General features: G+C 35.7%; 23 protein-coding genes. 6 read left to right on the top strand and 17 right to left on the bottom strand.

Translation table 11 applies throughout. The features are described from left to right. Positions 1 to 5: 5 nt before the first annotated feature. The 11 genes from atpA to FJ651_RS05455 form a co-directional block, all read right to left on the bottom strand. A complete protein-coding gene (gene atpA, locus FJ651_RS05505; RefSeq protein ID WP_140989460.1) occupies positions 6 to 1,586 on the bottom strand; it encodes a F0F1 ATP synthase subunit alpha in 1,581 nt (526 codons plus the stop codon). A 33-nt stretch (positions 1,587 to 1,619) separates the two neighbouring features. After that, positions 1,620 to 2,156, bottom strand: a complete 537-nt coding sequence (gene atpH / locus FJ651_RS05500) for an ATP synthase F1 subunit delta (protein WP_140989459.1) — start codon at positions 2,154 to 2,156, stop codon at positions 1,620 to 1,622. A 1-nt stretch (position 2,157) separates the two neighbouring features. Then, positions 2,158 to 2,652, bottom strand: coding sequence for a F0F1 ATP synthase subunit B (locus FJ651_RS05495; protein WP_140989458.1), 495 nt, complete (start codon positions 2,650 to 2,652; stop codon positions 2,158 to 2,160). Positions 2,653 to 2,730: 78 nt separating this feature from the next. Next, positions 2,731 to 2,940 carry an ATP synthase F0 subunit C gene (gene atpE, locus FJ651_RS05490; protein ID WP_140989457.1) on the bottom strand — a complete coding sequence of 70 codons (210 nt, stop codon included), beginning with the start codon at positions 2,938 to 2,940 and terminating at the stop codon, positions 2,731 to 2,733. Between the two features lie 19 nt (positions 2,941 to 2,959). After that, the gene (atpB, locus tag FJ651_RS05485) at positions 2,960 to 4,060 is read right to left on the bottom strand and encodes a F0F1 ATP synthase subunit A (RefSeq protein WP_140989456.1); all 1,101 of its coding nucleotides are present in this window, start codon (positions 4,058 to 4,060) and stop codon (positions 2,960 to 2,962) included. A gap of 125 nt (positions 4,061 to 4,185) precedes the next feature. Beyond that, the gene (locus tag FJ651_RS05480) at positions 4,186 to 4,533 is read right to left on the bottom strand and encodes a hypothetical protein (RefSeq protein ID WP_246085310.1); all 348 of its coding nucleotides are present in this window, start codon (positions 4,531 to 4,533) and stop codon (positions 4,186 to 4,188) included. A gap of 71 nt (positions 4,534 to 4,604) precedes the next feature. Next, positions 4,605 to 4,844 carry an AtpZ/AtpI family protein gene (locus FJ651_RS05475; protein WP_140989454.1) on the bottom strand — a complete coding sequence of 80 codons (240 nt, stop codon included), beginning with the start codon at positions 4,842 to 4,844 and terminating at the stop codon, positions 4,605 to 4,607. After that, a complete protein-coding gene (locus FJ651_RS05470; protein ID WP_140989453.1) occupies positions 4,795 to 5,220 on the bottom strand; it encodes a bactofilin family protein in 426 nt (141 codons plus the stop codon). The genes FJ651_RS05475 and FJ651_RS05470 overlap by 50 nt, the downstream gene beginning before the upstream one ends. Before the next feature lie 22 nt (positions 5,221 to 5,242). Continuing rightward, positions 5,243 to 7,801: a type IX secretion system periplasmic lipoprotein PorW/SprE gene (gene porW, locus FJ651_RS05465; protein WP_140989452.1), complete on the bottom strand. Its 2,559-nt coding sequence runs from the start codon at positions 7,799 to 7,801 to the stop codon at positions 5,243 to 5,245. A 119-nt stretch (positions 7,802 to 7,920) separates the two neighbouring features. Next, positions 7,921 to 8,637 (bottom strand): ABC transporter ATP-binding protein, encoded by a 717-nt coding sequence (locus FJ651_RS05460; RefSeq protein ID WP_140989451.1) that lies wholly within the window; start codon positions 8,635 to 8,637, stop codon positions 7,921 to 7,923. An 11-nt stretch (positions 8,638 to 8,648) separates the two neighbouring features. Further along, the gene (locus tag FJ651_RS05455; RefSeq protein WP_140989450.1) at positions 8,649 to 10,130 is read right to left on the bottom strand and encodes a DUF5687 family protein; all 1,482 of its coding nucleotides are present in this window, start codon (positions 10,128 to 10,130) and stop codon (positions 8,649 to 8,651) included. Between the two features lie 146 nt (positions 10,131 to 10,276). On the opposite strand from FJ651_RS05455, the gene FJ651_RS05450 reads away from it, so the two are divergent. Continuing rightward, a complete protein-coding gene (locus FJ651_RS05450) occupies positions 10,277 to 11,332 on the top strand; it encodes a ferredoxin--NADP reductase (RefSeq protein WP_140989449.1) in 1,056 nt (351 codons plus the stop codon). Positions 11,333 to 11,340: 8 nt separating this feature from the next. Here the strand turns inward: FJ651_RS05450 and FJ651_RS05445 are convergent, their stop codons facing one another. Continuing rightward, a complete protein-coding gene (locus FJ651_RS05445) occupies positions 11,341 to 12,363 on the bottom strand; it encodes a glycosyltransferase family 9 protein (protein WP_246085309.1) in 1,023 nt (340 codons plus the stop codon). A 37-nt stretch (positions 12,364 to 12,400) separates the two neighbouring features. Continuing rightward, positions 12,401 to 13,009, bottom strand: a complete 609-nt coding sequence (locus tag FJ651_RS05440; protein WP_140989448.1) for a DUF4254 domain-containing protein — start codon at positions 13,007 to 13,009, stop codon at positions 12,401 to 12,403. A 64-nt stretch (positions 13,010 to 13,073) separates the two neighbouring features. On the opposite strand from FJ651_RS05440, the gene upp reads away from it, so the two are divergent. Next, positions 13,074 to 13,733 (top strand): uracil phosphoribosyltransferase, encoded by a 660-nt coding sequence (gene upp, locus FJ651_RS05435; RefSeq protein WP_140989447.1) that lies wholly within the window; start codon positions 13,074 to 13,076, stop codon positions 13,731 to 13,733. Here upp and FJ651_RS05430 read toward each other — a convergent pair. Then, positions 13,722 to 14,648, bottom strand: coding sequence for a DUF6427 family protein (locus FJ651_RS05430; protein ID WP_140989446.1), 927 nt, complete (start codon positions 14,646 to 14,648; stop codon positions 13,722 to 13,724). The genes upp and FJ651_RS05430 overlap by 12 nt on opposite strands. Before the next feature lie 43 nt (positions 14,649 to 14,691). On the opposite strand from FJ651_RS05430, the gene FJ651_RS05425 reads away from it, so the two are divergent. Next, complete coding sequence (locus FJ651_RS05425) at positions 14,692 to 14,919, top strand: DUF6341 family protein (RefSeq protein ID WP_140989445.1); 228 nt, start codon at positions 14,692 to 14,694, stop codon at positions 14,917 to 14,919. Here the strand turns inward: FJ651_RS05425 and purD are convergent. Beyond that, complete coding sequence (purD, locus tag FJ651_RS05420; protein WP_140989444.1) at positions 14,914 to 16,185, bottom strand: phosphoribosylamine--glycine ligase; 1,272 nt, start codon at positions 16,183 to 16,185, stop codon at positions 14,914 to 14,916. The two genes, FJ651_RS05425 and purD, sit on opposite strands and share 6 nt — an antisense overlap. An 86-nt stretch (positions 16,186 to 16,271) precedes the next feature. On the opposite strand from purD, the gene FJ651_RS05415 reads away from it, so the two are divergent. From FJ651_RS05415 to FJ651_RS05405, 3 genes are read left to right on the top strand one after another with little or no spacing between them, the layout of a single operon-like run. Further along, positions 16,272 to 17,594, top strand: coding sequence for a phenylacetate--CoA ligase family protein (locus tag FJ651_RS05415; protein ID WP_140989443.1), 1,323 nt, complete (start codon positions 16,272 to 16,274; stop codon positions 17,592 to 17,594). After that, on the top strand, positions 17,591 to 18,682 hold the full coding sequence (wecB, locus tag FJ651_RS05410; RefSeq protein WP_140989442.1) for a non-hydrolyzing UDP-N-acetylglucosamine 2-epimerase: 1,092 nt from the start codon (positions 17,591 to 17,593) through the stop codon (positions 18,680 to 18,682). The genes FJ651_RS05415 and wecB overlap by 4 nt, the downstream gene beginning before the upstream one ends. 3 nt (positions 18,683 to 18,685) lie before the next feature. Next, complete coding sequence (locus FJ651_RS05405; protein ID WP_140989441.1) at positions 18,686 to 19,849, top strand: glycosyltransferase family 4 protein; 1,164 nt, start codon at positions 18,686 to 18,688, stop codon at positions 19,847 to 19,849. On the opposite strand, the gene FJ651_RS05400 is transcribed toward FJ651_RS05405, so the two are convergent. Next, entirely contained in the window at positions 19,846 to 21,204 is a 1,359-nt protein-coding gene (locus FJ651_RS05400; protein ID WP_140989440.1) for an undecaprenyl-phosphate glucose phosphotransferase, read from the bottom strand. The genes FJ651_RS05405 and FJ651_RS05400 overlap by 4 nt on opposite strands. Then, positions 21,204 to 22,190: a UDP-glucuronic acid decarboxylase family protein gene (locus tag FJ651_RS05395; protein WP_140989439.1), complete on the bottom strand. Its 987-nt coding sequence runs from the start codon at positions 22,188 to 22,190 to the stop codon at positions 21,204 to 21,206. The genes FJ651_RS05400 and FJ651_RS05395 overlap by 1 nt, the downstream gene beginning before the upstream one ends. Between the last annotated feature and the right edge of the window lie 14 nt (positions 22,191 to 22,204).

The raw sequence follows: 22,204 nt of genomic DNA, 5'->3' as shown, positions 1-22,204 counted from the left end.
TAAAATTAATTTTTGTACTTCTCCGACAACTCTCCAGCTACTTTAGTTAAAGTATCTGTAATTTCATCGGTTAATTTTCCGGCTTTTAAATCGGCAAGAACATCACTATGTTTTGCTCTTAAGAACTCTAAATAATTTGTTTCAAACTCTTTAACTTTATCAACCGGTACATTTCTCAATAAGTTTTTAGTACCCGCGTAAATAATAGCGATTTGATCTTCAACAGTAAACGGATTACTTTCGGCTTGTTTTAAGATTTCAACGTTGCGTCTACCTTTTTCTATTACGTTAAGTGTAACAGCATCCAAATCTGAACCAAATTTTGCGAAAGCCTCTAATTCGCGGAACTGTGCCTGATCTAACTTTAAAGTACCTGCAACTTTTTTCATGGATTTAATTTGCGCATTACCACCAACACGCGATACCGAAATACCTACGTTAATAGCAGGACGTACACCGGAGTTGAACAAATCACCATCCAAGAAAATCTGACCATCTGTAATAGAGATTACGTTTGTTGGGATATAAGCGGAAACGTCTCCGGCTTGTGTTTCGATAATTGGTAATGCAGTAAGTGATCCGCCTCCTTTTACCATTGGTTTTAGAACGTCGGGTAAATCGTTCATGTTTTTGGCAATTTCATCGTTGTTGATGATTTTAGCCGAACGCTCTAACAAACGAGAGTGAAGATAAAATACGTCACCCGGATAGGCTTCACGACCCGGTGGACGACGTAATAACAACGATACCTCACGGTATGCAACAGCTTGTTTAGATAAATCGTCGTAAATAATTAATGCCGGACGACCAGTATCTCTAAAGTACTCACCAATTGCAGCACCTGCCATTGGAGCGTACACCTGCATTGGCGCAGGATCTGAAGCATTGGCAGCAACAATAGTAGTATAAGCCAAGGCGCCTTTGTCTTCAAGCGTTTTAGCAATGTTAGCAACAGTTGAGGCTTTTTGCCCAATTGCTACATATATACAATAAACCGGATTACCGGCATCGTAAAATTCTTTTTGATTTAAAATGGTGTCGATACAAACCGTAGTTTTTCCGGTTTGACGGTCGCCAATTACCAACTCACGTTGACCACGGCCAACGGGAATCATAGCATCGATTGATTTAATACCGGTTTGTAATGGCTCGGTTACAGGCTCGCGATAAATTACACCGGGCGCTTTACGCTCCAAAGGCATTTCGTAAGTTTTACCTTCTATGGGACCTTTACCATCAATAGGGCTTCCTAAAGTATCTACAACTCTGCCAACAATACCTTCACCAACATTTATCGAAGCAATTCTGTTAGTTCTTTTTACTGTTGAGCCTTCTTTAATTACTTTTGAATGACCTAATAATACAATACCAACATTGTCTTCTTCTAAGTTAAGAACAATACCTTCCAAACCACCTTCAAACTCAACTAACTCGCCGTATTGCGCATTTGATAGTCCGTAGGCTCTAACAATACCGTCACCAACGGTAAGTACGGTTCCAACTTCATCTAACGAAGCGTTTGATTCAAAACCTGATAATTGTTTTTTTAATATTGCTGAAATTTCAGCGGGTTTTACTTCTGCCATCTTGTTTTATATTAGATAGATAACTTCTATTTTTTAATTTAATGTCAATTGTCTTTTTAGTTTGTTGAGCTGGTTTGATACGCTGGCGTTATACTCAACATCGCCAACGCGCAAGACAAATCCGCCAATGACCGATTCATCAATCACATTTTCAATAACCACCTGTTTCGGCGTTAATTCTTTAACCTTTTTAAGCACTTTAGCTTGTAATTCGGGTGTTAAAGCTACTGCTGTGGTAACCGTAACTTTTTCAACACCTATATGTTCATCATACAAATTGGAATAAGCACCGGCTATATTCCCTAAAATTTGGATTCGATTATTAATTTGTAATACATTGAATAACTGTATGGTAAGACTATCGGCATTTTTAAAAACCTGCTCAAGAATTGCTTTTTTATCCTGAGTATTCACAACAGGACTCAATACCACATTCTGCAAATCAGGGTTGCTTCTTAAAGTATCGGCAATGTGAAGCATATCTGTGTTGACTTCGCCGGCCTTTTTATTATCTAAGGCTAGCGATAACAGTGCTTTTGCGTATCTTATTGCTGCTCTGGTTCCTGCCATTTTAGTTTAATTTTGCGTCGCCTAACATACTTTCAACCAAAGTCATTTGCTTGTCTTTGTTAGAAAGTTCTGCTCTAACTACTTTTTCAGCTATTTCAACTGAAAGGTTTGCCACTTGTTTTTTAAGCTCAGCCATGGCTGATTTCTTTTCACTTTCAATGGCTGCTTGCGCTTGAGCAATCATATTGTTTGCCTGAACTTGCGCTTCTTCTCTTGCGTCGGCGATCATTTTATTCTTCATGTCGCGGGCTTCTTTAAGCATAGCTTCGCGCTCTGCACGGGCTTCTTTTAAAATACGCTCGTTATCGGCTTGTAGGTTTTCCATCTCTTTACGCGCATTTTCAGCAGATGCCAAAGCGTTTTTAATGCCTTCTTCTCTTTCGCTTACGGCACCAAGAATTGGATTCCATGCAAATTTTCTAAGGATAAAAAGCAATACTAAAAAAGTAATTACCGACCAAAAAACGAGTCCTAAACCAGGAGTTACTAAATCCATTTTATAAGTTTTTAATCAATTAAATTTTAATAAAACACAGAAGCAACCAACCGTTACTTCTGTGTTTAATTTAGATAATTATCCTTGTAATAAGGCCACAACCACACCAAACAGAGCAACCGCCTCAACGAAAGCTGCAAGAATAAGTGCAGAAGTTTGAATCTTACCTTGGATTTCGGGCTGACGAGCCATGGCATCCATTGCTGAACCACCAATACGTCCAATACCCATACCAGCTCCAATAGCTGCTAAACCAGCTCCAATAGCCGCAATTCCAGTAATAGTCATAATATAAAATTTAAATTAATTAATGATGTTCTTCTTCTGTTGCCATTCCAAAATAAAGGGCAGACAATATTGTAAATATATAAGCTTGAATTGCGGTAACCACAATCTCAATAACTGTTATAAATAATGAAAATAAAACCGACACAGGCGATACCCAAACGGTTTCGAAAATGAAAATAAGCGACATTAAAGCTAAAACAATAATGTGACCTGCAGTAATATTTGCGAACAAACGAATCATTAGAGACACGGGTTTAACAAACATTCCAACAATCTCAATTGGCATTAAGAATATCTTCATTGGCACCGGCACGCCCGGCATCCAAAAAATATGTTTCCAATAATTCTTGTTACCGCTAAAGGTGGTAATCACGAAAGTGAACAAAGCCATTGTCATAGTAAATGCAATGTTGCCACTTAAGTTTGCGCCATTTAAAATTGGAATTAAGCCAAAGATGTTATTAATCCATATAAAGAAAAATATGGTCAACAAGTAAGGCATAAAGCGTTTGTACTTATGCTCGCCAATCATTGGTTTGGCAATTTCGTCTCTAACAAATAAAACTAGTGGCTCTACAAATCCGGCAATTCCTTTCGGGATTTTACTGTCGTTGTTTTTGTATTTTCTTGCAGCCGTAATAAATATAAGTAAAAGTACAATTACCGAAACCCACATCATAAACACGTTTCTGGTAACTGAAAAATCCAATGGTTTTTCGGCGTTTAGCGGATGGTGTTCTTCGTCAAATTTCAAGGCAGTTGCACCGTCGTTTAACTGGTAAATTTTTTCGTGAAAATTAACAAACTTTTTGCCGTTTTTTTCTACTACAACTTTTCCGTCGTAATCGTGATGAAATTCTGAAGAAGAAAAGATGGTAAGACCATTATCTGTCCATAAAATAACCGGTAATGGAATGGTGATGTGCTTTTCGTTTTCTTTACCTTCGTTTAAAGTTAAAATGTGCATGCCGTAAGCATCTTTTACGTGATGCATGATCATTTCTTTGGGATCGAATCTTTCTCCTTCGTTTGCTTCTTTATTGTTTATTGCAGAAACTGTTAAAGAATACGCAGAAAATAATACAAGTAAAAAGAAATGTTTTAAGGGGTTAAACGCCATTATTTTTTTATTAAAAATACCTTTCGTTAAATTCGGTGCAAATGTACATACATAAAATGAATTGGCAAACAATAATTTTTGCATTGTTTTTAATCAAAATTAAGCGCCTATTTAGCTCTGAAAATTTACTTTTTCTGAAGGAATTTTGTCACGAAAAACACTTCTAAAAACAAATATATAAAATAGGGAATGAAGAAGTTAAAAACATCCGGTTGTTTTTTTTCAAAATCCGAAAGCAGTAATGGCAATAAAAAAACAATTGCCAAAATCATTTTGACCAAAGTAATACCCATAAACAAGGTAAAAATTTCAGTTTTACCGTTGGAATATCTATAATTAATAACGGTATAAATTACCACAGCTACCAAAATGTGGAACACATAAATATGCCAAAGCGGAAAGAAAAAGTTAACTGATGCAGCAAAATAATGCAGAATGTATTGATGAACACCAAAAAGAACCAGTGAGATCAAACATATTTGAAGCAAAAAACTTATCTGTCGGTTTTTAAAATCAGCATTCATTTCGGTGACATCAATTTGTATTATTTTGAAAGTGCAATAATACGTTTTACCACATAAAAAACTGACAAAACCACAGATAATAATGACAGAACCACGGTAAAAAGCTGATGCTTATTGGGATAATTTTCGTCTAATTTGAAACCCACAAAAACACCAATGCCAATAATTGCCATCATTTGAAATATTAAACCGGAATAAATGGCGTAGTTACTAAGCTGTTTTTCCTGCTTCTGAATTGGTGTTTTGTTTGCCTTGCTCATGGTTTAATGCTTTTACGGCGCCTTTCATACTGCAAGTAGCATTAAATGTTGCTCCGGGATCTACAGCGAGCTTGCTAACAATTACTTCGCCTTCAATATGTGCGGTAGATTTTAGTGTAAGCGTACCGGTAAGCAATAATTTACCGGAAAACTTTCCTTCAAAATCGGCATTATCGCCTTCTAATGTACCTTTTATAATTCCTGATTTACCAACGACAACCTTTTCTTGAGTTTTTAGGTTACCGTCTAAAGTGCCATCGATTCTAAATGGCCCTTCGCTTACAATGTCTCCTGTAATAACAGTTCCTGCAGCAATAATGTTTTGTTGAGATGTTGTTTCCATGGTGATTGGTGTTTTATTTTTAGAAGTAAACATTTTATGGGGTTTTATGTTTGACCTATTGTAAATCGAGGTATGCGTTTAAATTTTTATGGCGTTGAACTATGGCGTAATTTTCTGAACAAATTGAAAAATAAGGTCTTGTTATTTTAGTTTTATTTTTTTTGTCTTCGTTTAAAATTTGAGCAAAGCCTTTGGCGCCATTGATGCTTTTTAAACCGTGAACAACCACAAAGGTAGTATTTCTATCGTAAACATCTTTAGAAACAGTAAGGTCGAAATAATTAACATTTTTTACCTTTTGCTCCATTAATTCTGCAAACTTCTTTATGTTTTCTTCGGTTTCATTTTCAAATTGATATACAATATAAAAGTTTTCTGAGTCTTCTTCGTTATACCAATCTTTTTTTGCCATGATAGGAATAGCAGTATTTAATAGTTCTGAAGCTCGTTTGCCTTCCTCGCTATTTGGATAGGTTAAAGCCACATAATTTACGGCCTCTTTATAAGCTTCAAATCCTTCTAGTCTGCCTTTAGCAGCGGCTTTTAGTATTTCAAATTTAGGCACCATATCATCTCCGTCGTAATCTAGCACAGCTTTTTCGCATTGTGTTAGCACCTGCTCATAATTTTGATTTTCGAAAGCTTCAAATAGTTTTTTGTATAAATTTTCGGCACTATTAGCTTCCTGGTCTAAGGCTGCTCTCGGATTTCTGATTAATTCCGCATAACGAGAATCTGGATAATTTGAAAGAATGTCCTGCTTGGCAATATTAGCTTGGTCTGTTTGACCTAATAGCTCGTAAATTTTGTACAAGTTATATTTTGCCGGCAAAACCAATCGCTCCTCAGGGTTATTACCTAAAAGAATTTGTAGCTTATCTTTTGCCAGATTGAGCTCATTAAACTTTTCCTTGTAAATTAGGCCCAATTGGTAGTAAGCATAATTTCGGTCTTTGGCAATGCTGTCTATTTCTTTGGGTTCTGACGGAATTTTAGACAGATAGAAGTTAATATCATAACGCTCTTCATCGGTTGCCGTTGCCAATAATTCGTCTTCGGCCGAAATACTTTGTTCTACACTACGCCCCTTTGTAGACCAACGCCAATTGTCTTCAAGTGGCCTGTCTCCCCAAATTTTTAAGAATTCGTTTTTACCAAAAGCGACCGATGTTGGATTGTAAAAATAGAAACTGCTTTCCTTTTTACCGGTATCTCCAACTTCTCTAACCAGTGGCGCCATGTTTTGTCCGGCCTGGGTCAACCCGGAATTATCGCGTTTAGCAGCATCTTCCAGCTTTTCTCGCTCTTCGTCCCTTTTCTTGATTTTTTCAACAATATCAGTAAATACCAAAGCACGTTCTTCATCGCTCATTGAAACCAATTTCAAAATACTGTCGTTGCGCTGGGCTACACCTTCATAAAAAATAACATCTTGCAAGTTGTCTCTTTTGCGTTTGTACAATCGATACATTTTACTACGTTCTTCGTGATTGGTCATGGTACTATCGTAATAAGCACCGGCAGTTCTATAAACAGACCTATCAAAATACATGTCGCCCAAAATACTGTAATTGATGGCCTTTAGTTTTTGCTCTGTAGTTTGAGAGCGCAGCGATTTGTTATAGTAAACTTCGGCTACAGAATCTGATTCAATATTTTGGTAATACTGTGCTATTTGGTAGTAAATTTTGCCTAAAAATGGTCTGTTTTCTCGGTCTTCTTCGAGCTTTGTGAGGTATTCTTCATATTCCAGCTTATTGTAATTATTTAAATCCTGAAGTCTAATTTTAGAAAGATGTGCGTTGATATAATACGGTCTTGGTATTTTACGATGCATTTCAATTATTTCAGAATAATAGGCTTTGGCGCTATCTATTTCTTCAAATTCTTCATGTAATTGTGCAATAATGTATTTGTATCGTGCTCTATAGCTGTTTGATTTGGTGTTTTCTAAAGCAATTTTTATTTGTTCAAGGGCCAAATCTTTAGCATTCATGTTCACGTAGGCTTGCGCTAAAATAGCGGTGGCATCTGCCATGTCTTGCTGACTTAATTGCTCGGTTTCTATTAACTCATTGAGGTTTTTGATGGCCAACTCATTATTATCTAAGCGAATATTGGTTTTCTCACGCCATACTTTTGTTGTGTTTATTTTATCGCTGGTTGGATATTTAAATAAGATGTAGTTAAAAGCTTCCAGAGCTTGAATAAACCGCTGATCGTAATATCTTGCCTGGCCAAGCAACAGGTAGGCTTCGTCTATTTGCGGATTTTTTTCTTTGCCTTTAATCACCATATCATGAGTTTGTACGGCCTTAATGGCTTTTTCTTCGGCGCGTTGGAAGTCGGCATTTTGAGACTGTCCGGGTTTTATCACGTCTTTATCTACCTGCATGCGTTCTACAGGTAATAACTCCCAAAAATTTTCGGAATAGGCATCGTTAATGGCATCTAAGCCAGACTGAAGTGCCAGATTACCATTATACAACACATTGTACTTGGTGCCCATGGCGTGGAAATTTCGGTTAAGCCATTTGTCCTTCTTTCTGGAGCAACTTTGTACTACCAGTAATAAAACAAGGCAAAGACCAAATATTTTTACGACTGCTTTCAAAAATGTGTTTAAATTGGTGTTGTTATAACTAAAATATTAACATTTTAGTATGTTTTGGGGTAAATTTAAACATCTTTTTGATTAGTGAAAGTGATTAACACAACGAATAAAGTAATTTTTTAAAATAATGAAACTTCGTGTGTGCCGGCAAAATGAGCTTCCAATTCTTTTAAGGTAGCTTGATTGGTTGCTAGATCTTTAACTAATTTACCTTTTTCGAGCACTACAATGCGTTCGCACACGTCTGTAACGTGAAGTAAATCGTGGCTTGACACCAGTACCGTAACACCTTGCTTTTGAGCCAAGTCTTTGATAATACCTTTGAGTCTTATTTGGGTGGTTGGGTCGAGATTTGCAAAGGGTTCATCTAAAATAATCACTTCAGGGTTGCCTATAAGCGCTGCTACTATACCTGCCTTTTTTTGGTTACCTTTACTTAAATCTCTTAAATACTTTTTCTGATTTAGAATTTCGCCATGAAAAAAGTCTTCAAACTTGGCAATAGTAGCATCAACATCGGCTTTATTTTGACCTCTTAGCTCACCAATGAAGTAAAAATATTCTTCGGGAGTAAGATACCCTATTAAAAAACTTTCGTCTATAAAAGCCGAAGTAAAGGGTTTCCAGTCTTCGCTTTCAGAAACAACAATTCCGTTTGATGCAATACTGCCTGTGGTAGGTTTAATTAAATCTAACAACAACGAAAAATAGGTTGTTTTTCCGGCACCATTATTGCCAACAAGTCCGAAACTTTGGCCTTTTGGAATTTGTAATTCTTCAATGTTTAAAACGGTAACACCGTTATATTTTTTTGATAAATTATTGGTTGTAATCATAGCTGTATTTTTTAACTGTCCTGACTAAAGGCGTTTATCATAATATGTTTAGAATGTAAATATTTTGCAGTAATGTGGTTCATTAATTTTTTGTGTAAGGCTAATCCCGTAATACCCATAATAATCAAAACTGCTAATCCAACTTCAAAGCTAACCAGCCAGTTTAGTATGGAGAAAATAATAACCGGAACAATCATAAGTGGAATACCAATAATCCACTGTACAGCACCGGTGCCTTGATAATTAAATGCCGCTCGTTGGTTTAGGTCTATTTTTTTTCGGTTGAATGACCCGCCGTAAAGCATCACATGTGAGTTAACACCAATATTATAGATGGCTGCGGCAAAATGTGCGGCGAGAATTTTCCATCCAAAATACACATATGGAATACTCAGTACAAAAATAATCACCACGCTTAATGACATTAAAACAAATTTAGAACGCAGGTATTGTTCGTATTTTATGTTCTGACTCATTAGCAATTTATAATAACCACTATCCCAAGCCGGAATGAACTGCCCAAAACTTATTAAGAAAATTCCCGTTACAAATATTCCTATAAATGGAAACAACCAAACCATATCTCTATACATAGGTTGCGGGTAAAAAAACAAGCCGTACAAAAGACCAATAATCATTAAAAAAGCCATTGATTTTGTGCGTTTATTGCGCCAAATAAGTCTTAAATCTAACTGCATAAATGGTGCAATATCTCCAAAGCGCTCGGTCCATGCCAAATTGGCTGCATTGACCTCTTGCACTTTAGATTTTAAAGAGCTGTCTAAAAACAGTTTTTGTTTTAGTATTTTAAAATTGTAAGTGTAAACCAAAACTAAAATAAGAACCAGAACCAACAGATACAATGCATTGTTAGAAATGGCCAAAATGGCACTACCCAAAAGGCTGGTGAATGAAATAATGTTGAAATAATTTAGGCCATACAACGCTCCAACTATCAAAATTGGAGGCAAAAATGAAAAGTCTGTCTCGGCCGAAGCGCTTTCAATGATAAAGTTTAGAAAATTAATAATGAAAGATATCAATACCAAAGCCACAATCCATGTTAAAATCAAAGATGTTGCATAACCATCTCTAATTAACATCACACCACAAGGAATGGTGGCAAACAAGGGCAGAATATTAAAAAACGATGTGGCCGATTTCCCTAAAACGTAATGAACAACCTTTGATCGCTTAACATTTAATGTGAGTAAAGGCTTAACGCTCATTACGGGTAGCTTTTGAAAGAAAAATCTAAAAAATAAATCGGCTAAAACCCAGTAGAAAATGTAGTTGTTGATGACTTTAAATACGTCTTCTCCCGGCATAGTGTCTTTTAAAATAGGAACGATGGCTATTCCCATAATTAAAAAAACTACCATAAAATAAATGGCAAAGAATATAAGCAAAATATTAAGCGCAATACTTTTTTGCCAGTGAGATGAGCGAAAAAATTGTTTCCACTCCAGTTTTAGAAATTGTTTAATGGTCATAATTTGGTTAGTTTGACTTTAAAAACACCAATATGTAACGATTTGAAGTGAAATGTTACAGCTAAATATTTAAAAATAATTCTTTTTAATTCAATTTTAGCATTCTTACAATCAGAGCTTCTTTATTTTTGCAAAAAAAAATTGACATGTCCAGATACCATACGCTAAAGATAAGTGCCATTGACAGACTTACCGATGCCGCCATAAAAATCACTTTTGAAGTCCCTGGAAATTTAAAAGAAACATTTTTATTTAAAGCCGGACAATACCTAAGTTTAAAAACCAACATTGACGGAAACGAAATTAGGAGAGATTACTCCATTTGTTCATCGGTTAACAGTGGTGATTTAAGCATTGCCGTAAAAGCTGTTAAAGACGGTACTTTTTCAAATTATGCCAACCAAAAACTAAGTGTTGGTAGTGCCATTGAAGTGATGCCTCCGCAGGGCCGATTTATTTTTGAGCACCACCCAGATAAAACCAGAACGATTGCTGCATTTGCCGCAGGAAGCGGAATTACGCCAATTTTAAGTATTGGTAAAACCTTGTTGGAAGAAGAACCATTCAGCAATTTTATTCTGGTTTACGGCAACAAAAGTGCTAAAGACACCATGTTTTTAAATGAGCTTATAAAGCTGAAAGATACTTACGGTAACAGATTTCATTTACATCAAATTTACAGCCAAGAACGCGAGCCCGATTGTTTGTTTGGTCGAATAGAAAAAAGCACCGTCAATTTAATTGTGAAAAACAAATACCAAGGCGTTAACATTGAAGGTTTCTACCTGTGCGGGCCAGAAGCCATGATCAATACTGTTAAAGATGTTCTGGTTGAAAATGGTGTGAGAAACCAACAAATCAAATTTGAATTGTTTACGGCTTCAACCCCAATAGACAACGTAACCCAAGCAGCTTCTTCCGAAGAAACTACCATCAAAGTTATTGTAGATGAAGAAGAAACTGAGTTTGTGATGCAAAAATCTCAAACTATTTTAGAGGCAGCTCTTAAAAAAGATATCGACGCACCATACTCTTGCCAAGGCGGTATTTGCAGTAGTTGTGTTGGCCGAATTACCGAAGGTAGCGCCACCATGAAACAAAACAATATTTTAACCGATAGTGAGGTAGCCGAAGGCTTGGTGTTAACCTGTCAAGCTTGCCCAACCAGCGACTATATTGTGGTGGATTATGATGATGTGTAATGGCTTTATTATCGATTTAAAACTGAATAAACTTTATCGATAATAGATTTAGGTAGAATTGAACCTGCAACATCCTTATAACCTTCAGGGTATTTATTACCATAAACCGAAGTTGGAATTAAGGGATATTTATTTTTATCAGGAAGTATTTGATGTGGTTCAGGCTGATTAAACGGCGCAAATCCCGAGTAAGGATGTGTTACGCCCCAAATAGTCATAACTTTTATTCCCAACATGGCAGCCATATGCCCGTTACCGGAATCCATGGCAAGCATGAGTTTACAATTAGATATCACATCTATTTCTTCGGAAAGTGAGAGTTTACCTGCCAAATTAATAACATTTTCGAATTTTAAAGCTGCTGTTTCTAATAAATCTGCTTCTTTTTTTCCTCCGCCAAAAAGCAAAATATAATAGTTTTTAGACAGTGTTTCAATCACCTGAAGCATTTGCTCCCAGGGATACATTTTACCTTCATGTGCTGCAAAGGGTGCAATGGCAATACAAGGTTTAACATTGGTTTTGATGATGTCATTAATCTTTTGATTGAGCGCAGCGGGTTGAGGAAATTGAACTTTTGAAAAATCTATAGGGTAACCTAGTTTTTCAAACACATCTGCATAGCGTTGGTGTGTTGTTTTTAGTTGCTTAAATATGTTACCGGTAGTTAAGGCCTTTTTTTCAGCACGTCCTTTATCTAATTGAACGCAATGGATTCCACCTAAAAAAAACTTCAATAGTTTACTTCTAAGTACGTTGTGACAATCAGCTACCGCATCAATTTGTAAATTTTTTAAACTTTTGGCCAATTTATAAACTCCTAAAATCCCTTTATGCTCGGCTTTTAGATTGGCATAAAAAACTTCTACTGTTGGTAAATGTTTAAAAAATGGCGCAAAAAATTCTCTGGTGAGTACTGTAATTTTAACGCCTGGATATTGGCCGGTAAATGCTGAAAGCACCGGTACCAACATAGCTACATCTCCCATGGCAGATAGCCTGATAACCAATATGTGTTTGGGTTTGGACATTGCATCTTAGTTGATGAGATCCATGCTTTCGCAGGGATTATTTTTGAGATCGCAGCACCGGATTCAAATCAACGTCGTTGTACATTTTCATTTGCTTGTACACTTTCATGTATTTGTCACCGTTTTTAATATCGTTTAACAAGGTGTCGATTGCTGTCGATAAATCTACGCGCTGTTCTAGTAAAATATTCAGCTTTTGCTTGCAAGCATCGCGGTGCTGTGTTGAGGCGTCGAGCCTATTAGCCTCTTCATTCATGTGATAAATTTTTAGTGCTAAAATAGAAAGCCTGTCTATACCCCAAGCCGGACTTTCGGTGTTGATAGTAGCGTTTTCTTTTGGTGTGACGTCTTTGTAAAGTTCCAGAAAATAGCTATCGATATATTCAACCATATCGGTTCTGTCCTGGTTTGAAGCATCAATCTGACGTTTTAATTTTAAAGCAGCTACCGGATCGATATTAGGATCTCTAATAATGTCTTCATAATGCCATTGTACCGTGTCAATCCAACATTTTCTGTAAAGTAAATGTTCAATTAAATGAGTTTTTCCTTCGTAAATGTTACTGAATGGCTGATTAACATCATCTTTAACATGGTAAGTTTTTATTACTTCTTGAAAAATGGCGTTGGCTTTATCTGAAAACATAGTGTAGTATTTAAAATGCAAATATACTTGTAATTACTTAAATTTACATTTCAATAACTAGTCTATGCATATTCATCATTTATCTGAACAGAATTCCATTCTCAATACTTTTGTAAAAGAAATCAGGTCTGTAGATATCCAAAAAGACCGCATGCGATTTAGAACCAATATTGAACGCATTGGTCAGATTTTAGGTTATGAGATGAGTAAATCATTTCAATATCAGTCTGAAAAAGTAATAACGCCCTTGGGCGAAAGTCATATCAACTTAGCAACAAACAATCTTGTATTGTGTTCTATTTTAAGAGCCGGCGTACCACTCCACAACGGATTACTGAGTTACTTTGACCATGCCGACAACGCATTTATATCGGCTTACAGGCATCATGCAAAAAATCCTGAAACCTTCGAGATTATGGTAGAATATTTAGCTTGCCCAAATTTAGAAGGTAAAACACTGGTTTTAGCAGACCCTATGTTGGCTACCGGTCAGTCATTAGTAGCTACTTTTGAAGCGCTTAAACCATTTGGAAAGCCCAAAGCCCTTCATTTAGCCTGCGTTATTGCTGCTCAAGAAGGTATTGATTATATTTCTAAACACTTTAACAGCGATACACATTTGTGGGTTGCCACTGTTGACAAACAACTTAACCATAAAGGTTATATTGTTCCCGGTTTAGGTGATGCCGGCGATTTGGCATTTGGCGAAAAGTTACAATACTAAGCCTAGAAAAGGTAATAATAAAAAGGCGATGATTAAAGATTCTTTAAACCAAACTTCTGTTATATCCTGAATGTAATTGGCCATGATAATTGAAAACGGCATGAAAAAGAACAGCCATTCTGCACCTGATTTATCGGGCACAATCAAGGTTAATAAAATGCTTAAGACCGCCACTATAAACATTAGATAATATGGTGCTTTAAGATTTCTTGAAATAGCTCTAATCTTTCCGAAATAAAACACAGAAGCCCATAAAAAATAGGCCAGCATTAATGCCAAGGAAATAATAGTTCTCTGATTGGCCCATCCCGAAAAATCAAAACTAAACAGTGGTTTTTCACTGTAAAAAGTAATCACGTCAATTTTATAGATGATGGCATAACAAGCATATAAAATAGCAACAGTTAAAACAGCCGTTATTGGGATGATCCAATATTTAATATTACCAATTTTAAACAGTAATAAAGCTATAGGAATTAACAGTAAGAACAATAGTGACCAAAGGTAAAAAAGACTTGCTATGCAAATCCAAAACGTGGCATCGAATAACTTTTTTATGATTTCTTTTTGTGAACGCAAGCTAACTAATCTTCTTACAGCGAATAGTATAAAAATATTAGCCACTATAACATCAATATTTAAAACTATTGCAGGTATGGCTACTATTGACAGTGCGAAAAACAGCAAACTGAAACTGTTTTTAGAGGTAAGTTTATTTCTTGCTATGATAAAATCGACTACAAAAACAGTGAACATAAGCACTAAAAAAATAAAAACCTGCTGAAAATACCAATCAAATTGGTGATTCTTGGTCTTAAATAATGAGAACTCAACCAATGCAAAAACAATTGTTATCAAGCCGCACACCAAAGCAACATGTATGGGTTTAGATTTATTAAAAAAACTTGAAAACATAGTTATTGTTTGTATATTTGCCTAACAAAATTAGTGATTAAAGATGAAGGATTTCTTTTACGCCATTGAAGATTTATTTGTTAATGTATTATTTGCACCACTTGATGCTCTTAGAAGTTTAGAGCTTGAAAGCTGGTGGGCTGCAAATGCTGCCTCTTGGGTTTTTATTATTATTGGTTTTTCGTTTTTTATGTTTTGGATGAGACAACTTAAAATTTTCAACAAAACTGAGGCTGAAGATAAGAGTATTTCAGCTCATTCTTATTTATAAGTCGAAACCTATATCTGTTCTATAATACATCTTATCAAACTTGATATTGTCAATGCTTTGATAAGATTTTTTTATGGCCTCTTGATACGTGTTACCATAGCTGGTAATGGCCATAACGCGGCCACCGGAAGTTAAAATTTTTCCGTCCACAAGATTGGCCCCTGCGTGAAAAACAATAGATTCGTTTACTGAGTCAACACCTGTGATTTCTTTACCTTTTTCATAAGCTTCGGGATAACCACCAGACACCAACATAACTGTGGTAGCGGCACGATGGTCAATTTCAATCTCTACATTATGAAGTGTCTGGCTGTGTATAGCATTGAATATTTCAACCAAATCAGTTTTAAGTCTTGGTAATACCACTTCGGTTTCGGGGTCGCCCATTCGCACGTTGTATTCTATAACCTTTGGCTCATTTCCAACCTTAATCAATCCAATAAAAATAAATCCTTTATAAGGCAAATTATCTTTTTTTAAACCTTCAACCGTTGGTTTTACAATGCGCTCTTCAATCTTAGATTTAAAAACTTCATCAGCAAATGGCACGGGAGATACGGCGCCCATTCCGCCTGTGTTTAAACCGGTATCGCCTTCGCCAATGCGCTTGTAATCTTTGGCCATTGGCAAAATTTTATAATGTTCCCCATCAGTTAAAACAAAACAACTTAATTCAATACCATCTAAAAATTCTTCTATTACCACCGTTGTACTCGCTTTTCCAAATTTCTTATCAAGCAGCATGTATTTAAGTTCGGTTTTGGCTTGTTCTAAGTCGTTCAAAATTAAAACACCTTTTCCGGCTGCCAGACCATCGGCTTTTAGAACATAAGGCGCGTTTAAGGTTTCTAAAAATTGATATCCGTCTTCAATAGTATTGGCATTAAAACTGCTGTAAGCAGCCGTTGGAATACTGTGACGCATCATAAACTGCTTAGCAAATTCCTTACTGCCTTCTAATTGCGCAGCCGCTTTTTGTGGACCAATAACAGCTATGTGTTTTAGTTGCTCATCCTCAAGAAAAAAATCGTGAATACCTTCAACCAAAGGATCTTCAGGACCTACCACTACCATATCAATGTTGTGATACAATACCAGCGCTTTTACAGCAGGGAAATTAGTTGGGCTAACCGAAAGATTTTCAGCGATATTAGCCGTTCCTGAATTTCCAGGTGCCACAAAAAGTTTAGTACAGATTTTACTTTGATTGATTTTCCAAGCAAAAGCGTGTTCTCTTCCACCCGAGCCCAATATTAAAATATGCATAGTGTTAGGTTGTTTTTAGCAAAAATAATTGCTTTTAGACTCAAAAAATAATTAATTTACCAAAACATCTGTAAAAGCAACATCTCGTGAATATTTTTGATTTAACACTGCAACTAAAAGGTTATCCGCTTCAAAAAGCGCGATTAACACTGCAGCGTTTAAGCAAACTTGATGAAGCCGCTTTTTCTGCTTATGCAGAAGAGCAAAGAACAACTATTCTAAATTATCACCTTAACAACAACAATTTTTATAAAGAATTCACCAATAATTCAAGCGGTTTTGAAAATTGGGCCGATGTACCTGTAATGACCAAAAAAGATTTACAGCAACCATTAAATAATAGGCTAAGTAAAGGTTTTAGCCCCGAAAACTGTTATGTTAACAAAACCTCAGGTTCATCTGGCGACCCATTTATTTTTGCCAAAGACAAATTTACACATGCCCTAACTTGGGCCATCATTCAACAGCGGTTTGGCTGGTATGGCATTGATTTTAACAGCTCTTTACAAGCGAGATTTTATGGTATCCTTTTGGATTTTTGGGGCTATTCAACCGAAAAAATAAAAGATTATTTGAGCATGAGAATGCGGTTTTCGGTTTTTGACTTAAGTGACAAGGCCTTTGAAAGCCTTCACAAAAAATTTGCAACCGAAGCTTTTGAATACATCAACGGCTATACCAGCGCTGTAGTGCAATTCGCTAAATATTTAAAACAACATAAACTTCATTTAAAAACAATTTGTCCTACTCTTAAAGTTTGTGTGGTGACTTCTGAAATGCTTTTTGACACCGATAAAGAACTTATGGAAAGCGTTTTTGGTGTTCCTGTTGTTAATGAATATGGCGCATCAGAGTTAGATTTAATAGCCTTTGAAACCCCGGCAGGGGAATGGAAAATCAACACTGAAAGTCTTTATGTAGAAGTTTTAGATAGTAATAATAAGGTATTACCATTTGGAGAAGAAGGCAGAATTGTAATTACTTCTCTTTATAATAAAGCACACCCGTTTATAAGATATGATATTGGAGATACAGGTATCATCTCTGAAAGCAGTACTGCAGTAGATTTAATTCTTGAAAAGTTAACCGGAAGAACCAACGATATTGCGATGCTTCCCAGTGGAAAAACCGCTGCCGGTCTTACCTTTTACTACATTACCAAAAGTATTATAGAAGACGACGGCAATGTAAAAGAATTTATTATAGAACAGCTCAACCCGAGCACCTTTAAAATAACTTACACCTGCGAACAACCTCTTGAAGCCTCTCAAAAAGCTAAAATTAAAACCGAAATGGAACGTTATTTAGAACCCGGATTGGTAATTTTGTTTGAACAAACCAAATGCTTAGACCGAAGCAAACGCGGAAAATTAAAGCAGTTTTCATCACAAGTTAAATCCATCTCATGACAGTTACCATAGTTGCCGGTGCCAGACCAAATTTTATGAAGATTGCGCCCATAATTCATGCCATTCAGAAAAAACAGAATGAAGGTAAAAACATCAATTTCAGATTGGTACATACAGGACAACACTACGATAAAAATTTAAGCGATCAGTTTTTTGAGGAGTTAAATATTCCCCAGCCACACGTAAATTTCGAGGTTAAAAGCGGTACACAGGCAGAACAAACGGCTTCCATAATGATTGCTTTTGAAAAAGATCTTGAACAAAATCCAACCAACCTTGTTTTGGTAGTAGGCGATGTTACCTCAACCATGGCTTGTGCCATCGTTGCTAAAAAAGCAAGTGTTGATGTGGCCCATGTTGAAGCCGGTATCAGATCGGGAGATTTAAAAATGCCCGAAGAAATTAACCGAATGGTGACAGATAGCATCACCGATTGGTTTTTTACCACTTCTACGCACGCCAACAATCATCTCAAGAAATCAGGAATATCAGATGACAGGATTTTTTACGTTGGAAATACCATGATAGACACACTATTAAAAAATTTAAACAACCTGAAACAACCGCATATGTGGGATGATTTAAATTTAAAGCCCAAACAATATTTTGTACTCACCCTACACAGGCCGAGCAACGTAGACGAAACCATTCAACTAAAACAACTTATTTCTCTTATATGCGATTTGAATAACGGTTTACCCATTATTTTTCCGGTGCACCCCAGAACGAAAAAGATGTTGGACAATGCCAATATAAGTCATTCAAATTTGCATTTAATTGAACCTTTGGGGTATTTAGAATTTAATTTTTTAGTGAAAAACGCTTTTGCAGTTTTAACAGATTCCGGAGGAATTACCGAAGAAGCTACCATCATGAACGTGCCGTGTATCACCTTTAGAGACAATACCGAAAGACCTGAAACTTGCGAAATTGGCACCAACGAACTTGTAGGTTCAAATACCGAAAAAATAAAGAACGCGTTTAGAACTTTATTTGCAGGCAAATGGAAACAAGGACAAACACCAGATCTTTGGGATGGCAAAACATCTGAAAGAATTGTAAATATTTTATTAGAATTATACGATTAAAATATGAGTTCCATTTTAATCATTACGCAATACTTCCCACCCGAAACCGGAGCAGCTTCAAACAGAATCTCTCAACTTGCCAACGGACTTCAGAGCACCGGTTTTAATACAACCGTTTTAACACCACTACCCAATTACCCAACAGGAAGAATATTTGAAGACTACAAGCACCACAAACAACCTGAAATTAATGAAAAAGGTGCTAAGATTTATAGATTATGGATATACCCAAGCAATTCCAAAAATAAATTATTAAGGTTATTTTCAATGTTGTCGTATAGCTTGAGTTTAATTTGGTTTTTTATAAGTCATAAAATTCCCAATAAAGTTATTATACAATCGCCACCGTTAATTGTGGCTTTTACTGCAGTGTTATTTCTAAGAAAGAAAAAGCGAAAAATTATTTTAAATGTGAGTGATTTGTGGCCTTTAGCAGGATTGGAATTAGATGCTTTAAAGCGAAATTTCTCGTATAAAATTTTAGAGCAAATAGAGCGTTTTAATTATCGGAACTCAGATTTAATTCTTGGTCAAAGTGAAGAGATTATAGCGCATATAAAATCTATTTCACCACAAACACCCGGTATTCTATACCGTAATTTCCCTGATTTTGAAGCACCTAAACTTCATGATCAACCAGAAAAACACCATAAAATTAAATTAGTATACGCCGGGCTGTTAGGCGTTGCACAAGGCATATTAGAGTTGTGCAGACATATTGATACTACAAATATTGAGTTTCATATTTACGGCTCTGGTCAAGAGGCAGAAGCCATAGAGTCTTACATTCAACAGCAAAAAAACTCGGCCATTTTTTACCATGGTCATTTATCCAGAAATGATTTACATAAGGTTCTTATTCAATATGATTTAACCATCGTGCCATTACTTACCCGAATTTACGGTAGTGTACCTTCAAAAATATTTGAGTTTGCCAAACTTGGTTTACCTGTTTTATATTTTGGTGGCGGTGAAGGCGAGGATTTGGTAAAAAAACATGAATTAGGATGGGTCGCGGCGCCGGGAGATTACAAAGGCTTGAATGCTATTATTAACTCATTTGATAAAAACCTTATAAGTAAAGAGAGAAAGGAAAAATTAAGAATAGTAAGTGAAATACATTTTGATTTTAAGAAGCAACTTCAACAGCTTGTTAATGTGATTTAATAGGCTTTATCTTCGCCTTTTACAGCGTTTAAAAATGTTTTAAAAATAATTTTAAGGTCTAATAGTAGTGACCAGTTTTCGATGTAAAAGATATCGTATTTAACACGTCCAATAATATCTATATCAGATTCAACTTCGCCGCGATAACCACTTATTTGAGCCAAACCGGTAATACCGGGTTTAACAAAATGTCTTACCATAAATTTGTCAATTCGTTTCGCATACATGGTTGTATGGCTTACCATATGTGGTCTGGGGCCCACTACCGACATATCACCAAAAAGCACATTAAAAAATTGGGGCAGCTCGTCAACACTGGTTTTACGCATAAATTTACCAACTTTTGTAACACGATTGTCACCTCTTGTGGCCTGATATAAATGTGCATCTTTATTTGGTGTCATTGATCGGAATTTATAACAGTCAAATTCTTTATAATTAAAGCCGTTTCTAGCCTGTTTAAAAAAAACCGGGCCGCGGGATTCTAATTTTATTAAGATAGCTAAAATTGGTGTTAGCCATGAGAGTATAAAAATTATTACAAAGCTTGAAAAAACAATGTCGAAGCCACGTTTAATAAATTGATTAATAGGTTCTTCTAACGGAATGCTTCTTAGTGTTAAAATTGGGATATAATCATAATACTCATACTTCAACTTTTTACTGTAAATTTCTTTATTATCGGGCAAAAACTTTAAAATTTTTAGGTTGTTATCTGCAAAATCGACTACGTTGTTTATCTGGTTGTTGTTTAATTCTGATATCGAGCAGTATATTTCATCTATACCGTTATCTAATATGAACTCAAAACAAGAATTTAAATCAAAATCATTGGTTTTTTTTACGTCAAAAGTCCTTCTGTGAGAATAACCATATTCTTGCTTGTTTTTAAAGAAATTTTCTAATGCCAGTGTTTTTTTGTTATATCCAAGAATAACCACTTTTCTAACATTACCTCCAAATTCTGAACGGTACTTTTGAAGTAAGTAGTATATAGAAAACTTAAAAACAGCTATTAACGCAAAAGAAGAGATACAATAATTAATTATGGTCCCCGGATTTAAATCATATTCATTAAAAACCCCGGAAAACGCATATACAAGCAAAAGAAATAATACCAATTGCTTAAAAATTAAGGAAAGAATATACACTTCTCTTGTATACCTGTAAACTTCGTAAAATTTTGATCCCAGTGAAAGAATTACCCAAGTAATAGAGATATAGGAAATAAACACAAAAGGGTTTACTTCATTTAAAAAATATCTGGTAGCAAGCAAATTAATAATTAACAAGTCTATTCCATAGGAAATAGGTCTTAAAAATCCAGAGTATCTGCCATGTTTAAATAAGCTCACTACCGTTTAATATGATTTGTAAAGTCTTTATGTTCGCTCCTGTATAGTTCTTCTTCAGAAAGATTTTTAAAGTAATCAAAAGTAATCTTCATTCCTATTGACCTGTCTACTTTTGGCGACCAGTCTAATAATTTTTTAGCTAATGTTATATCAGGTTGTCTTTGCATGGGGTCGTCTGCAGGAAGATCTTTATAAATAACTTTTTGGTTAGTGCCTGTTAATTTAATAATTTCCTCGGCAAAATCTCTAATACTAATTTCATGAGGGTTGCCAATATTTACGGGATATGAATAATCGCTAAACAGCAATCTAAAAATACCTTCAACCTGATCGTCGACATAACAAAAAGATCTTGTTTGTGAACCATCTCCAAAAATAGTTAAATCTTCGCCTCTTAAGGCCTGACCCATAAATGCCGGAATTACTCTACCGTCGTTTAATCTCATTCTTGGTCCGTAGGTGTTAAAAATTCTAACTATTCTAGTCTCCAAACCGTGAAACCTGTGGTAAGCCATGGTAATGGATTCCTGAAAGCGTTTGGCTTCGTCATAAACCCCGCGCGGGCCAATGGTATTAACGTTGCCATAATAGTCTTCGCTTTGCGGATGCACCAAAGGATCGCCGTAAACCTCAGAAGTGGATGCGATTAATATTCTGGCATTTTTCACCTTGGCTAAACCCAATAAATTGTGGGTGCCTAATGATCCTACCTTTAAAGTTTGAATAGGAATTTTTAAATAATCGATAGGGCTAGCCGGAGAGGCAAAGTGTAAAATGTAATCTAGCTTTCCGGGCACATGAACAAATTTAGACACATCATGATGGTAGAACTCAAAATGTTCTAAAGGAAAAAGGTGCTCTATATTTTTAAGGTCTCCGGTGATAAGATTATCCATTCCTATCACTTTAAACCCTTCTTTTATAAATCTGTCACATAAATGCGACCCTAAAAACCCGGCGGCACCTGTTATTAAAACTGTTTTCATTTTTTTTCTGTAAG

The organism is Paucihalobacter ruber (assembly GCF_006494535.1).
Classification (GTDB): Bacteria; Bacteroidota; Bacteroidia; order Flavobacteriales; family Flavobacteriaceae; genus Paucihalobacter; species Paucihalobacter ruber.
Note: the sequence above shows the minus strand (reverse complement) of the source record. Positions and strands in the feature narration are given on the sequence as shown.

What these genes read in the sequence shown, in the direction of transcription:
- atpA (WP_140989460.1), bottom strand. Translation starts at nt 1,586, where the DNA reads ATGGCAGAAGTAAAACCCGCTGAAATTTCAGCAATATTAAAAAAACAA.
- atpH (WP_140989459.1), bottom strand. Translation starts at nt 2,156, where the DNA reads ATGGCAGGAACCAGAGCAGCAATAAGATACGCAAAAGCACTGTTATCG.
- FJ651_RS05495 (WP_140989458.1), bottom strand. Translation starts at nt 2,652, where the DNA reads ATGGATTTAGTAACTCCTGGTTTAGGACTCGTTTTTTGGTCGGTAATT.
- atpE (WP_140989457.1), bottom strand. Translation starts at nt 2,940, where the DNA reads ATGACTATTACTGGAATTGCGGCTATTGGAGCTGGTTTAGCAGCTATT.
- atpB (WP_140989456.1), bottom strand. Translation starts at nt 4,060, where the DNA reads ATGGCGTTTAACCCCTTAAAACATTTCTTTTTACTTGTATTATTTTCT.
- FJ651_RS05475 (WP_140989454.1), bottom strand. Translation starts at nt 4,844, where the DNA reads ATGAGCAAGGCAAACAAAACACCAATTCAGAAGCAGGAAAAACAGCTT.
- FJ651_RS05470 (WP_140989453.1), bottom strand. Translation starts at nt 5,220, where the DNA reads ATGTTTACTTCTAAAAATAAAACACCAATCACCATGGAAACAACATCT.
- FJ651_RS05460 (WP_140989451.1), bottom strand. Translation starts at nt 8,637, where the DNA reads ATGATTACAACCAATAATTTATCAAAAAAATATAACGGTGTTACCGTT.
- FJ651_RS05455 (WP_140989450.1), bottom strand. Translation starts at nt 10,130, where the DNA reads ATGACCATTAAACAATTTCTAAAACTGGAGTGGAAACAATTTTTTCGC.
- FJ651_RS05450 (WP_140989449.1), top strand. Translation starts at nt 10,277, where the DNA reads ATGTCCAGATACCATACGCTAAAGATAAGTGCCATTGACAGACTTACC.
- FJ651_RS05445 (WP_246085309.1), bottom strand. Translation starts at nt 12,363, where the DNA reads ATGTCCAAACCCAAACACATATTGGTTATCAGGCTATCTGCCATGGGA.
- FJ651_RS05440 (WP_140989448.1), bottom strand. Translation starts at nt 13,009, where the DNA reads ATGTTTTCAGATAAAGCCAACGCCATTTTTCAAGAAGTAATAAAAACT.
- upp (WP_140989447.1), top strand. Translation starts at nt 13,074, where the DNA reads ATGCATATTCATCATTTATCTGAACAGAATTCCATTCTCAATACTTTT.
- FJ651_RS05430 (WP_140989446.1), bottom strand. Translation starts at nt 14,648, where the DNA reads ATGTTTTCAAGTTTTTTTAATAAATCTAAACCCATACATGTTGCTTTG.
- FJ651_RS05425 (WP_140989445.1), top strand. Translation starts at nt 14,692, where the DNA reads ATGAAGGATTTCTTTTACGCCATTGAAGATTTATTTGTTAATGTATTA.
- purD (WP_140989444.1), bottom strand. Translation starts at nt 16,185, where the DNA reads ATGCATATTTTAATATTGGGCTCGGGTGGAAGAGAACACGCTTTTGCT.
- wecB (WP_140989442.1), top strand. Translation starts at nt 17,591, where the DNA reads ATGACAGTTACCATAGTTGCCGGTGCCAGACCAAATTTTATGAAGATT.
- FJ651_RS05405 (WP_140989441.1), top strand. Translation starts at nt 18,686, where the DNA reads ATGAGTTCCATTTTAATCATTACGCAATACTTCCCACCCGAAACCGGA.
- FJ651_RS05395 (WP_140989439.1), bottom strand. Translation starts at nt 22,190, where the DNA reads ATGAAAACAGTTTTAATAACAGGTGCCGCCGGGTTTTTAGGGTCGCAT.